This is a genomic window from Inquilinus sp. (assembly GCF_057815775.1).
Genome location: NZ_JBYRFX010000268.1, coordinates 1 through 12,689, shown reverse-complemented (window position 1 = coordinate 12,689; position 12,689 = coordinate 1). Strand labels below are relative to the sequence as shown.

Below are 12,689 nucleotides of genomic sequence, written 5' to 3'. Positions count from 1 at the left end.
CCGAGGCTGCGCCCTTTTCATTTGGGTCAGGGCGTTTGCAGCAATCGCTGCCGTAGCAGGCTCTGCATGTCGCGGCGCCCGTCGACAATGCAATGCACGACCACTGCGTCCTCGCGGACCCGATAAATGATGCGGTAGGGCTTGTAGTGGGCCTCGCGGAACTGGGTCAGACCGAGGGCGCGCAATTCCTTCGAAGTGTTGCCGCGTGACGGCAGGCTTGCCAGCCGGAGGATTGCATCGCTCAGGGACTGGAGGATGCGACGGGCATTCTCCGCCGAATCGTGATCGGCGATGAAGTCGACGATGCTTTCGAGGTCTCGCTCCGCCTCCCGCAGCACGATGACCGGCAGGGACACGGGGATCAATCCTTGAGACGGGCCTCGAGGCGGGCTTCCAAATCGGCAAAGACATCCTCGGCCGGCCGGAACTTGCCCGCTTCATAGTCGCGCTCGCCCATCGCCAGGATCTTCAGCAGGGCCAGCGTTTCCTGGGTCTCTTCGTAGCTGTCGATGTCCTGCAGCACTGCCTTGGCTTCGCCGTTGACGGTGATGATGAACGGCTCCTGCCCCTCCCGCAGCCCCTGGATCACCTCCGGGGCATGGGCTTTCAGGTAGCTGATCGGCTTGATGCGGTCGGACAGCTTCATGGGCGCCTCCTTGCTTCGGTCCGAATATAGACCGAATTCGGACCTCCGGGAAGCCGGCTACTCCCGCCCCAGCAGCCCGTCGACGATCATGGTGGCGATGCCGCTGGGCACGAAGGACGCCTTCACGGCCTTGCGGTCATAGGCGGTGTCGACCCAGTCCCAGAAAGCGATCGGTTCGCGCGCATTCGCTTCGGCATAGGCCTCGATGAAGCGGTCGAGCAGGCCGGTCGGGGATTTCTTGAAGTGCAGGTAACGCCAGTGCAGCTGCTTCAGGGCCTCCGTGGGCGGGTGGCCCTCCTGGGCGATCAGGTACAGGGCGGCCAGCAGCCCGGCGCGGTCGGAGCCCGACTTGCAATGGAACAGGATCGGGTGTTCCGCCGTCTCCAGCACCCGTCGGATCTGGTGCAGCACGCTGACCTTCGGCGCGTCGCGCGACTTCAGCGTCAGGTCGACCAGGGTGATGCCATGGCGGCGGCAGGCCTCGGCCTCGCGGCGGTAGGAACCGCAGTCGCGCGGGCCGCGCAGGTTGATGATGGTGCGGATGCCGTCGCGCGCCATGCCGCGGATCTGGTAGGGCAGGGGTTGGCCTGAGCGCCAGACGCCCGGCGCGATCTCGATCCGCGTGTTGACGAAAGTGCGGAACACGCAGTGGTCGACGACCCAGCTATCGAGCGCGTCGGCCAGGCGGGCCCAACCCTTACGGGGCTGATCGGGAACGGCTTCGGTCATGTCCATGTCGATGGGCGGCCTGGAAAGACGAAGCCCGGCGGAAAGACCGCCGGGCTGTCTGCAGTGGTACCGGTTCGGTCAGTTGCGGTTGCCGAGCAGCCGCAGCAGGAACAGGAACAGGTTCAGGAAGTTCAGGTACAGGGTCAGCGCGCCCCACACCGCGGTCTTGGTCTCGACCTCATGGCCCTGCCCTTCGGCATACTGCTCTTTCAGCCGCTGGGTGTCGTAGGCGATCAGGCCGGCGAAGATCAGCACGCCGAGCACGCTGATGACGAAGGCCAGGCCGCTCGAGGCCAGGAAGATGTTGACGATGCTGGCGATCACGATGCCGAACAGGCCCATGATCAGGAACGAGCCGAAGGCCGACAGGCTGCGCTTGGTGGTGTAGCCGTACAGGCTCAAGCCCGCGAAGGACGCCGCGGTGATGAAGAATACCCGCACCACGCTCTCGCCGGTGTACGCCATCAGGATCGGCGCCAGGCCGATGCCCTGCAGCGCGACGAAGGCCCAGTACAGCGTCTGCAGCGTGGACGCGCTCATCGAGCGGACGCCCATGCTCATCCAGAAGATCAGGCCGATCGGCGCCAGCAGTGCGACCCAGCCCAGCCCGGTCAGGCCGACCCGGCCGAACGGATTGACCGCCAGGAACACGCCGCCAAGCGGGGTGAACATCACCAGGGCCGCGGTGATGCCGCTGATCAGCAGGCCCCCGGCCATGTACCAGTAGATCCGCAGCATGTACTGCCGCAGACCCTCGTCGAATGCCGCACGCTCGATGGTGCGCGCATTGGCGCCCTGTCCCGTCGCGTAGCGGCCCTGTGGATCGAAGGCCATCTTAAACCTCTATGGGTGGTGAAGAACCACGCGGCTGAAATATTGGCAGCGCGGGGTCAGGATACAACATGTCGAGGCTGCGTCGAATGGTTCACTCGTTGCGCAGCAGCGGCGCCGCTTTCTGGCCCAGCGCGACCCAAGTGCCGAGGAAGCCGAATCCGAGCGTGATCGCCACGCACAGCCCGGCGGTGCCCACCAAGGTCAGGGGCAGGAAGGTCCAGTCGATCTTCATCACGAAGGTCAGCACGCCCCAGGCGGCGATGCTGCCCAGCGCGCAGGCGATCACCGCGGTCAGCAGCCCCAGCAGCCCGTATTCGATCAGGAAGGCGCGCATGATGTCGCCGCGGGTGGCGCCCAGCACCTTCAGCACCACGGCGTCATAGATCCGCCGGCGATGCCCGGCTGCGACCGCCCCGGCCAGCACCAGGGCGCCGGCCAAGAGGGTGACGCCGGCGGTCGACCGCACCGCCGTGCCGATCTGGGACAACAGCGCGTTTACCGTCTCCAGCGCGTCCTTCAGGCGCACGGTGGTGACATTGGGGAAGGCGTCGGTCACCGCCCGCTGCAGCGCCGGCTCCGCCGCCGGCGGCACCTTCACCGTGGCCAGCCAGGTGTGCGGCGCGGCGGAGAGCGGCTTTGGCGACATGATCAGGGTGAAGTTCATGCCCAGCGTGTTCCAGTCGACGTCGCGGATATTGGCGACCTCGGCCTCGATGTCGCGGCCCAGCACATTCAAGACCATGCGGTCGCCCGGCTTCAGCCCGAAGATGTCGGCGATGTCCTTGAACACCGAGATCCGGGGCGGGCCGTCGTAATCGGCCGGCCACCACTGCCCCTGCAGCAGCTTGTCCTTGGGCGGCATCGTCGTGGCGTAGGTGATGCCGCGGTCGCCGCGCAGCCAGCTGGCCTTGCTGGCGTCGATGATCGCCTTCTCCGCCTCCACCCCGTTCACCGACACGATGCGGCCGCGCAGCATAGGTGCCTCGGCCAGGTCTGTGGCGCCCGGCGTGCCGTGGATCAGGGCGTCGAACTGCTCCTTCTGCGATTTCTGGACATCGATGAAGAAGAAGGACGGCGCCTCGCCCGGCAGGGTGTCGTGGATCTGCCGGTCCATGTTGCCCTGGATCAGGGCGATCGCCGCCAGCACGGTCAGGCCGAGCCCGAGCGACAGCACGATCTGCGGTGTCGGCGCGCCCGGCCGGTGCTGATTGGCCAGGGCCAGCCGCAGGCCGGGGCGGCGCGGCCGCGGCGCCCGGCGCGACAGCGCCATCACCCCGAGTGCTGTGCCGTAAAACAGGGCGATCGCGGCGATCGCGCCGGCGACGAAGATCGCGGCCAGCTTCGGGTCGGCCGCGGTGGTGACGGCCAAGCCGGCCAGCGCCGCGCCGCACAGCCCGGTGGCGGCGATGAAGATCGCGGCAGGTCGGCCATGGTGCGGCGACACCCGGTCGCGGAACAGCGCCGCCGCCGGCACCCGGGCGGCCCGGGCCAGCGGCCACAGCGAGAAGGTCAGGGCGGTCAGCAGGCCGAAGCCGGCGGCCAGCAGCAGCGCCCCGGGATAGACGCCGATCCGGGCGTCGACCGGCAGCATCCCGTCGATCAGGCCGGAAACGAGGGACGGCGCCGCGGCGCCGATGGCCAGGCCGATGGCGATGCCCAGGCCCGCCAGCACCAGCATCTGCAGCAGATAGGTCTCGAAGATCACCCGGCCGGGCGCGCCCAGGCATTTCAGCGTGGCGATGGTGGCCAAGCGCGCATCCAGCCAGGCGCGCACCGCGTTGCCGACCCCGGCGCCGCCGACCAGCAGCGCGGTCAGGCCGACCAGGGTCAGGTACATGGTCAGCTGGTCGATGGTCCGGCGCAGCGACGGCGCCGCATCGCGGTCGTCGCGCACCCGCCAGGTGCCATCGGGGAACTGCGCCCGCAGATCGTCGGCGAATTCACGGGCGTTGCTGCCGCGCGGCAGCGCCACGCGATAGTCGTAGGACAGCATCGATCCCGGCTGGATCAGGCCGCTGGTCTCCAGCGCCGCGCCCGCGATCATCAGGCGCGGGGCGATCGAGAAGCCGCCGCCGGCCTTGTCGGGCTCGCGGTCGATCGTGCCGCGCAGCTGCAGCACCGTCTCGCCGACCGAGATCCTGTCGCCGACCTTGAGGCCCAGCCGCTCGGCGACGCCGGGGTCTGCGACGGCGCCCCAGACGCCGTCCTGCTGCGCCAGCTTCGCCTGCAGGTCGCCGCCTTCGGCCAGCACGGCCTGGCCGTATAGGGGATAGGCGGCGTCGACCGCCTTCAGCTCGACCAGCGTGGTCGATTCGTCCTTCGGGTTGCGGGCCATGCCGCGGGTCTCGACCACCTGCGACACCCGGCCGGCGGCGTCGAACTTCGCCCGCTCCTCCGCCGTGGCCGGCTGGTACAGGCGATGGATCTCGACATCGCCGCCCAGGATGGCCTGGCCGTCTTCGGCGATGCTGCGGTGGATGCCGTCGGCGACTGACTGCACCGTGGCGATGGCGCCGACGCCCAGCGCCAGGCAGGCCAGGAAGATGCGGAAGCCCTTCAGCCCGCCGCGCAGCTCGCGCCGGGCCAGGCGGGCGGCAACGTGCAGGCTCATCGCAGCCGGGCCAGGGCGGCGGCTCCGGTATCGCCATCCTCGACGATCAGCCCATCGACCAGCCGGATGATGCGGTCGCAGCGCGCCGCCAGCGCCGGGTCGTGGGTGATCAGCAGCAGGGTGGCGCCGCGCTTGCGCGACAGGCCGAACATCAGCTCGATCACCTGCCGCCCGGTCTCGCCGTCTAGATTGCCGGTCGGTTCGTCGGCCAGGATCACGTCGGGGTCGGCGGCGAAGGCACGGGCCAGGGCGGTGCGCTGCTGTTCGCCGCCCGACAGCTGGCCGGGATAATGGGTCAGGCGATGGCCCAGCCCGACCGCGCGCAGCCGCTCGGCCGCCCGGTCGAAGGCGTCGGCGGTGCCGGCGAATTCCAGCGGGATGGCGACGTTCTCCAGCGCCGTCATGGTCGGGATCAGGTGGAAGTTCTGGAACACGATGCCGACATGGTCGCGGCGGAACAGCGCCAGCGCATCCTCTCCCAGCGCCGTCAGCTCGCGCCCGGCGACGGCGATGCGGCCCTTGGTCGGCCGCTCCAGCCCGCCGATCAGCATCATCAGGCTGGACTTGCCGGAGCCGGAAGGACCGACGATCGACACCACCTCGCCGGCGCGGATGCCCAGGTCGATGCCGCGCAGGATGTTGACGGGACCCGCCGCACTCGCCAATTCAAGGTGCACATCCGTCAGCTGGATGGTCGGCGGCGCATCCGATGCCGCCGAAGTGCCGGTCGGCGGTGCAGGAGAAGTCCCGTCCATGCGCATTCCGTGGTCTTTCCGTCAACTTCGGACAAATGGCACCCCGCGGCGCCTTTTCAATGCGGCGTTGCTGGCTCTCGCCTTCGGCCTCGCGGTCGGATCGGCCGGCCCGGCCCGGGCCGGCACCATCCGCATCATGGCGCTCGGCGACAGCCTGACCGCGGGATTCGGCCTGAATGAGGCGGATGGCTTCACGACCAGGCTCGAAGCGGCGCTGAAGGCGCAGGGCTACGACGTCAAGGTGCTGAACGCCGGCGTTTCCGGCGACACCAGCGCCGGCGGGCTCGACCGGCTGGACTGGGCGCTGGCGGACAAGCCCGACCTCGCTTTGGTCGAACTCGGAGCCAACGACATGCTGCGGGCGATCGACCCGGCGTCGACCAAGGCCAATCTCGACAAGATCCTGGCCCGGCTGGGCGAGGCTAAGATCCCGACGCTGCTGGCCGGCATGCTGGCCGCACCCAATCTCGGAACCGCCTACGGCCAGGCCTTCAATGCGATCTATCCGGACCTGGCGAAGGCGCATGGCGTGGCGCTGTATCCCTTCTTCCTCGACGGGGTGGCGACCCAGGCGGCGCTGAGCCAGGCCGACGGCCTGCACCCCAACCCGGAGGGCGTGAAGATCATCGTCGACCGCATCACCCCGGCGGTGATCGATCTGATCAAGGCCGGGGGCTTCGCCAAAGCGAGCTAAAACCACCGCCGCGGGCGGTTCCGTGCCGCGGCATTTCCGGGTATAGAGCGAAGATCGGGCTGACTCGTCCGACCTATTCCCCGATCCGCCTCCCGGAGTCCTTCTCGATGGAACAGCGTCCGCTCGGCCGCACCGGTCTCGATGTCACCGCGATCTGCCTCGGCACCATGACCTGGGGCACGCAGAACACCGAGGCCGAAGGCCACGCTCAGATGGATTACGCGCTCGACCGCGGCGTCACCTTCTGGGACACGGCCGAGATGTATTCGGTGCCGCCGACGGCCGAGAGCTATGGCGGCACGGAGCGGATCATCGGCAGCTGGTTCGCCAAGACCGGCAAGCGCAACCAGGTGGTCCTCGCCTCCAAGATCAGCGGGCCGGGCACGCACATGGCCTATGTGCGCGACGGCAAGCCGCGGCTCGACGCCAAGAACATCAAGGCGGCGGTCGGGGCCAGCCTGAAGCGGCTGCAGACCGACTGGATCGACCTGTACCAGCTGCATTGGCCGAACCGGTCGGTGAACATCTTCGGCAAGCTCGGCTATGCCCATGACGAAGGCGAAGCCTTCATCGCGCCGGAAGAGACGCTGGCGGCGCTGGCTGATGAGGTGAAGGCCGGCCGCATCCGCCATGTCGGCCTGTCGAACGAGACGCCCTGGGGCCTGATGCGCTTCGTCGAGGCGTCGGACCGGCTGGGCCTGCCGCGGCCGGTCTCGATCCAGAACCCCTACAGCATGCTGAACCGCAGCTTCGAGGTCGGGCTGGCCGAATGCGCCCATCGCGAGGATGTCGGGCTGCTCGGCTACGCCCCGCTCGCCGCCGCCACGCTGACCGGCAAGTATCTCGACGGCCAGGTGCCGCCGGGCTCGCGCCGCGACGTCGACCGCCGCAAGTCGCGCTACGACACGCCGAATGCTGAGCTGGCGACAAAGCGCTACATCGCCCTGGCACGTGAGCATGGGCTGGACCCGGCGCAGATGGCGATCGCCTATGCCCTGTCGCGGCCGTTCATGACCTCGGTGATCATCGGCGCCACCTCGATGGACCATCTGCGCACCAACATCGCCGCGGCCGACCTCAAGCTGTCGCCCGAGGTGCTGCAGGGCATCGACGCGATCCACACCGCCTACCCGAACCCCTGCCCCTGAGGGCAGGGGTTCAGCCGAACAGCGCCCGGTTCGCCGCGAACAGATCCACCAGCGAATCCGCCACCGCCCGCACGCGTGGCACTTCGGTCAGGTCGGGGCGGATCAGCAGCCAGATCTCGCGCGGCGGCGGCAAGGCACCCAGATCGACCGGGACCAGCCCGGGATCGGCGTCGCCGAGATAGCGCGGCAGCAGCGCCACGCCCCAGCCGGCCCGGGCGGCGGCGGCCTGGGCCAGCTGGCTGTCGCAGGAAAAGGCGATGCGGCGGCCGGGGTGGCGACGGATCAGCCACGCCGTCTCCGACGCCGCATCCTCGCCATCACCGCCGATCAGCGGCGGTGCACCGCCGGTGGCCGCCACTGCCGGCGCGGCATAGGCGGCATAGGCGATCGCCGCCACCCGCCGCCCGACCAGGGCGCTGTCTGCCGGCCGGCCGAGGCGCAGGGCGATATCGGCCTCGCGCCGGGCCAGGCTGGTGATCCGCGTTTCCAGCACCAGTTCCAGGTCGATATCGGGCCACTGCGCCCGCAAGCCCCCCAGCTGGTCGATCAGGAAGCCCAGCGCCAGCGCCCGGGCGGTGGCGGACAGGCTGCCGTGGCGGGCCAGGGCGACGGCGTAGCGGACATCGTCCCAGTCCAGCCGGGCTGTGCGGTTTCGATCGGGCATGGTGCAGGGATGATAGCTCACGCACAGGCCGTCGCGCAGCTAGAGTCGCGTCATCGACATTCCGCGAGGCCGTGATGACCCTGCTGCGCGCCGCCACCGTCCAGTTCCGCCACCGCGCCGATGACAAACCCTACAACCTGTCCCGCATCCGCCATTTCGCTGCAGCTGCCGCAGCGGATGGCGTGCAGATCCTGGCCTTTCCGGAGATGTGCATCACCGGCTACTGGCATGTTCGCAATCTCGGTCGCGACGCCATCGCCGCCCTGGCCGAGCCGGTGCCGGACGGGCCGTCGGTCCAGGCCGTGCGCGACTTGGCGGTCGAGCACGGCATGGCCATCGGCGCCGGGCTGGTCGAGGCCGGCGGTGATGGCCGCTTCTATAACTCCTACGCGGTGTGCCTGCCGGACGGCACGGTGCACTGCCATCGCAAGCTGCACGCCTTCGAAAGCGACCACATCGCCAGCGGCAACCGCTACACCGTGTTCGACACGCCCTGGGGTGTGCGGCTGGGCGTGCTGATCTGTTGGGACAACAATCTGGTGGAGAATGCGCGGGCCACCGCGCTGCTGGGCGCGGAGATCCTGCTGGCGCCGCACCAGACCGGCGGCTGTGCCTCGCGCAGCCCGCATGCCATGGGGCTGATCGACCCCGCATTGTGGCACCGGCGGCAGGAGGATCCGGCGGCGATCGAGGCGGAGTTCGCCGGGCCGAAGGGGCGCGGCTGGCTGATGCGCTGGCTGCCGGCGCGGGCGCATGACAACGGCCTGTTCCTGCTGTTCAGCAACGGCGTCGGCGAGGATGACGGCGAGGTGCGCACCGGCAATGCCATGGTGCTGGACCCCTATGGCCGCATCCTGGCCGAGACCGGCGTGGCTGATGACGCCATGGTGGTGGCCGATCTCGACCTCGACCTGCTGCCACTGGCGACCGGCCGGCGCTGGATCCGTGGCCGTCGGCCGGAGCTGTACGGCCTGCTGACCGAACGCCAGGGCCATGAGCTCGATCCCCGCCAGGCCCGCTTCTCGCCAGATCCGGTCGTCAGGCCAACCGCCGTGCCCCAGCCGGATTGACGCCGTAGCGGGTGCGGAAGGCGCGGGCGAGGGCGGAGCCGGAGGCGAAGCCGCAATCGGCGGCGATATCATTGACCGGGCGATCGGTGTTTTCCAGCAGGCGCCGGGCCAGGGTCAGGCGCAGCTCGGCGTAATAGGCCTTGGGGCCGGTGCCCAGCGTCGCGGTGAAGCGCTGCAGCAGGGCGCGCGGGCCGATGCCCAGCTCGGCCGCGATCGCCTCGACCGGCAGCGGCGCATCGATATTCGCCTCCATCAGCCGGATCGCCCGCACCAGCAGCGGGTCCTGCCAGGCCAGCCTTCCGGCGGCGACCATGTGCTGCGGGTCGTGGCCGGGATGCGCGCCCTCGTACAGGAAGGTGCTGGAGACGGCCAGCGCCAGGCTCAAGCCCTGCTCGCGGCGCAGCAGGTCCAGCATCAGGTCCAGCGTCGGCAGCGCGCCGCCGGCGGTGATGCGACGGCGGTCGATGACGAAGCGGTCGGGCACGGCGTCCACGGCCGGGAAGCGTTCGGCGAAGTCGCGCAGATCTTCCCAATGCGTGGTGGCGCGGTGGCCGTCCAGCACCCCGGCCAGGGCCAGCACATAGGGCGCGGATTCCAGTCCGGCGATGATGGTGCCGCGACGGGCCGCCGCCCGCAGGAAGCGCCGGACCGCAGGCGTCGCCCGGGCCTCGGCCTCGTAGCTGGCGACGACGAACAGGTCGTCCGCCTCGCCGGCCGTGGCCATCGCGGCATCGGCCTCCAGCCGCAGATTGCTGCTGCTGGCCACCGGACCGCCGCCCTCGCTCAGCACCGACCAAGCGAACAGAGGCCGTCCCGCCATCCGGTTGGCAGCGCGCAGTGGTTCGATCAGCGCCGCCAGGGTCAGGTTGGAGAACCCGTCGAGGACCAGGATCGCGATCCGGCGTGGCGCGCTCATGAAGTCCGATTCCGTATTGTTCCGATCCGAAATGGTATCGCCCGCGACCCCAGGGCCGCAATAGCCTCCGGGAAAGCCTGGGAGGCGATGATGGATTTCGGACTGAGCCACGAGCAGCAGCTGGTGGTCGACACGGTGCGCGGCTTCGTCGAGCACGAATTGCAGCCGCTGGAGCGGGAGGTCGAGCGCACCGGCCAGGTGCCGCTGGAGGTCGGCCGCGAGATCCAGCGCAAGGTCCGCGACCTTGGCTTCTATGCCCCCAACATTCCGGAGGAGTTCGGCGGCGGCGGCCTCGACCACCTGACCTTCACCCTGCTGGAACGGGAACTCGGCCGCGCGTCCATGGCGCTGTCGGTGTTCTGGGGGCGGCCGTCCAACATCCTGTGCGCCGGCACGCCGGAACAGCGCGAGCGGTACCTGCTGCCCTGCGTTCGCGGCGAGAAGGTCGACGCCCTGGCGATGACCGAGCCGGATGCCGGCTCCGATCTGCGGGGCATGAGCTGCAGCGCCCGGCCGGATGGCGGCGACTGGGTGATCAACGGCACCAAGCATTTCATCAGCCACGCCGATGTCGCCGATTTCGTCATCCTGTTCGTGGCGACGGGCGAGGATGCTGCTGGCCGCAAGCGCATCTCCTGCCTGCTGGTCGACCGCGACACGCCGGGCTTCGGGATCCATCCCGGCTACGCCTCGGTCTCGCATCGCGGCTACCACAATTCGACGCTGACCTTTGACGATTGCCGGGTGCCGGCGGCGCAGATGCTGGGCGAGGAGGGACGGGGTTTCGACCTCGCCAACACCTGGCTGCACGCCACCCGCCTGACCGTGGCGGCAATGTGCGTCGGCCGCGCCCGCCGCGCCTTCGACCTGGCCCTCGGTTACGCGGCCCAGCGCAAGCAGTTCGGCCAGCCGATCGGCCGCTTCCAGGGCACCGGCTTCAAGCTGGCCGACATGATCACCGAGATCGACGCGGCCGACTGGCTGACCCTGTCCGCCGCCTGGCGCATCGACCAGGGCCAGGACGCCAACCGGGCGATCAGCCAGGCCAAACTCTTCGCGTCGGAGATGCTGGGCCGGGTCACGGATGCGGCGCTGCAGATCCATGGCGGCATGGGGCTGATGGACGACCTGCCGATCGAGCGCTTCTGGCGCGACGCGCGGGTCGAGCGGATCTGGGACGGCACCAGCGAGATCCAGCGCCACATCATCGCCCGCGACCTGCTGCGGCCGCTGGGGGCGTGATGACCCAGCCCCGACGCTTCGACCTCTCCCGCCTGCTGCGGCCGCGATCGATCGCGGTGATCGGCGGCAAGCCGGCGGCGGAGGTGATCCGGCAGAGCCGGCGGATGGGCTTTGCCGGCGAGATCTGGCCGGTGCACCCGCAGCACGACACGGTCGAAGGCCTGCCCGCCTTCCGCTCCGTCGCCGATCTGCCCGCGGCACCCGACGCCGTGTTCCTCGGCATCAACCGGCACGCCACCGTCGAGGTCACGGCGGCCTTGGCCGCGCGCGGCGCCGGCGGCGCCATCTGCTACGCCTCCGGCTTCTCCGAGGTCGGGGCCTAGGGCGCGGATCTGCAGGCAGGCCTGGTCGCGGCCGCCGGGGCGATGCCGGTGCTCGGCCCCAATTGCTATGGCGTCATCAACTATCTCGACGGCGCGCTGCTGTGGCCCGACCAGCATGGCGGCCAGCGGGTGGAGCGCGGCGTCGCCCTGGTCACCCAGTCCAGCAACATCGCCATCAACCTGACGATGCAGAGGCGCGGCCTGCCGATCGCCTATGTCGCGACTTTGGGCAACCAGGCGGTGGCCGGCCTCGGCGAGATGGTCGAGGCTTTCCTGGACGACCCCCGGGTCACCGCCATCGGCCTGCACATCGAAGGGCTGGCCGACCCCGCCGCCTTGGCCCAGGCCGCGGCACGGGCGCGGCGGCAGGGCGTGCCGATCCTGGCGCTGAAGACCGGCCGGTCGCCGGAAGGGGCGCGGCTGACCCTCAGCCACACCGCCTCGCTGGCGGGTGCCGACGCCGTGATGGACGCCTTCCTGCAGCGCATCGGCGTGGTCCGCGTCGCCTCGCTGCCGGTGCTGATGGAGGCGCTGAAGCTGCTGCATGTCGTGGGCCCGCTGCCCGGCCGCGACATCGCCTCGATGAGCTGTTCGGGCGGCGAGGCGGCGCTGATCGCCGATGCCGTGCTCGGCACCGGGCTGCGCTTCCGGCCGCTGGATGCGGCGCAGACGGCCGGGGTGGCGGCGACGGTGTCGGAGCTGGTCACGGTGTCCAACCCCTTCGACTACCACACCTTCATCTGGGCCAACGCCCCGGCCATGACCGAGACCTTCTCGGCGATGATGGCGGCGGAATTCGACCTGACCCTGCTGATCCTCGACCTGCCGCGCGGCGACCGCTGCAGCGACGCCGCCTGGCTTCCGTCGCTGGAGGCACTGGTCGCCGCCGCGCATCGCACCGGGCGGATGGGGGCACTGGTCGCCTCCCTGCCCGAGGCGCTGCCGGAGGACCGGGCCGAGGCCCTGGTCGCGGCCGGCGTCGCGCCATTGCTGGGCATCGACGATGCGCTGGCGGCCATCGCCGTGGCGGCGGCGGTGGGTGATGTGATGCGCGAGA

The 12,689-nt window shown here is 69.8% G+C and carries 13 protein-coding genes and 1 pseudogene; 6 read left to right on the top strand and 8 right to left on the bottom strand.

Going from position 1 to position 12,689, the window contains the following annotated elements:
* Nucleotides 1-26 precede the first annotated feature (26 nt).
* From AC3XYG_RS09520 to AC3XYG_RS09495, 6 genes are all read right to left on the bottom strand, one after another.
* The gene (locus AC3XYG_RS09520) at nucleotides 27-356 is read right to left on the bottom strand and encodes a type II toxin-antitoxin system RelE/ParE family toxin (RefSeq protein ID WP_489139583.1); all 330 of its coding nucleotides are present in this window, start codon (nucleotides 354-356) and stop codon (nucleotides 27-29) included.
* 5 nt (nucleotides 357-361) lie between these two features.
* Complete coding sequence (locus AC3XYG_RS09515) at nucleotides 362-646, bottom strand: type II toxin-antitoxin system Phd/YefM family antitoxin (RefSeq protein ID WP_489139582.1); 285 nt, start codon at nucleotides 644-646, stop codon at nucleotides 362-364.
* 57 nt (nucleotides 647-703) lie between these two features.
* Nucleotides 704-1,375, bottom strand: coding sequence for a fused DSP-PTPase phosphatase/NAD kinase-like protein (locus AC3XYG_RS09510; RefSeq protein WP_489139581.1), 672 nt, complete (start codon nucleotides 1,373-1,375; stop codon nucleotides 704-706).
* Nucleotides 1,376-1,453: 78 nt separating this feature from the next.
* The gene (locus AC3XYG_RS09505; protein WP_489139580.1) at nucleotides 1,454-2,209 is read right to left on the bottom strand and encodes a Bax inhibitor-1/YccA family protein; all 756 of its coding nucleotides are present in this window, start codon (nucleotides 2,207-2,209) and stop codon (nucleotides 1,454-1,456) included.
* Nucleotides 2,210-2,300: 91 nt separating this feature from the next.
* The gene (locus tag AC3XYG_RS09500) at nucleotides 2,301-4,820 is read right to left on the bottom strand and encodes an ABC transporter permease (protein WP_489139579.1); all 2,520 of its coding nucleotides are present in this window, start codon (nucleotides 4,818-4,820) and stop codon (nucleotides 2,301-2,303) included.
* A complete protein-coding gene (locus AC3XYG_RS09495) occupies nucleotides 4,817-5,575 on the bottom strand; it encodes an ABC transporter ATP-binding protein (protein WP_489139578.1) in 759 nt (252 codons plus the stop codon). Before AC3XYG_RS09495 ends, AC3XYG_RS09500 begins: the two co-directional genes overlap by 4 nt.
* Before the next feature lie 67 nt (nucleotides 5,576-5,642).
* Here AC3XYG_RS09495 and AC3XYG_RS09490 point away from each other — a divergent pair, with 67 nt between their 5' ends.
* Entirely contained in the window at nucleotides 5,643-6,269 is a 627-nt protein-coding gene (locus AC3XYG_RS09490) for an arylesterase (RefSeq protein WP_489139577.1), read from the top strand.
* A 107-nt stretch (nucleotides 6,270-6,376) separates the two neighbouring features.
* The gene (locus AC3XYG_RS09485) at nucleotides 6,377-7,417 is read left to right on the top strand and encodes an aldo/keto reductase (RefSeq protein ID WP_489139576.1); all 1,041 of its coding nucleotides are present in this window, start codon (nucleotides 6,377-6,379) and stop codon (nucleotides 7,415-7,417) included.
* 10 nt (nucleotides 7,418-7,427) lie between these two features.
* Here AC3XYG_RS09485 and AC3XYG_RS09480 read toward each other — a convergent pair whose 3' ends face one another.
* Entirely contained in the window at nucleotides 7,428-8,081 is a 654-nt protein-coding gene (locus AC3XYG_RS09480) for a LysR substrate-binding domain-containing protein (protein WP_489139575.1), read from the bottom strand.
* Nucleotides 8,082-8,155: 74 nt separating this feature from the next.
* On the opposite strand from AC3XYG_RS09480, the gene AC3XYG_RS09475 reads away from it, so the two are divergent.
* On the top strand, nucleotides 8,156-9,151 hold the full coding sequence (locus AC3XYG_RS09475) for a nitrilase family protein (RefSeq protein ID WP_489139574.1): 996 nt from the start codon (nucleotides 8,156-8,158) through the stop codon (nucleotides 9,149-9,151).
* On the opposite strand, the gene AC3XYG_RS09470 is transcribed toward AC3XYG_RS09475, so the two are convergent.
* Nucleotides 9,120-10,067, bottom strand: coding sequence for a GlxA family transcriptional regulator (locus AC3XYG_RS09470; RefSeq protein WP_489139573.1), 948 nt, complete (start codon nucleotides 10,065-10,067; stop codon nucleotides 9,120-9,122). The two genes, AC3XYG_RS09475 and AC3XYG_RS09470, sit on opposite strands and share 32 nt — an antisense overlap.
* Before the next feature lie 87 nt (nucleotides 10,068-10,154).
* On the opposite strand from AC3XYG_RS09470, the gene AC3XYG_RS09465 reads away from it, so the two are divergent.
* The 3 genes and pseudogenes from AC3XYG_RS09465 to AC3XYG_RS09455 form a co-directional block, all read left to right on the top strand.
* Nucleotides 10,155-11,309, top strand: a complete 1,155-nt coding sequence (locus tag AC3XYG_RS09465) for an acyl-CoA dehydrogenase family protein (RefSeq protein ID WP_489139572.1) — start codon at nucleotides 10,155-10,157, stop codon at nucleotides 11,307-11,309.
* The gene (locus tag AC3XYG_RS09460; RefSeq protein ID WP_489139571.1) at nucleotides 11,309-11,632 is read left to right on the top strand and encodes a CoA-binding protein; all 324 of its coding nucleotides are present in this window, start codon (nucleotides 11,309-11,311) and stop codon (nucleotides 11,630-11,632) included. The genes AC3XYG_RS09465 and AC3XYG_RS09460 overlap by 1 nt, the downstream gene beginning before the upstream one ends.
* 48 nt (nucleotides 11,633-11,680) lie before the next feature.
* Nucleotides 11,681-12,689 (top strand): annotated as a pseudogene (locus AC3XYG_RS09455) (acetate--CoA ligase family protein); the annotation flags it as partial.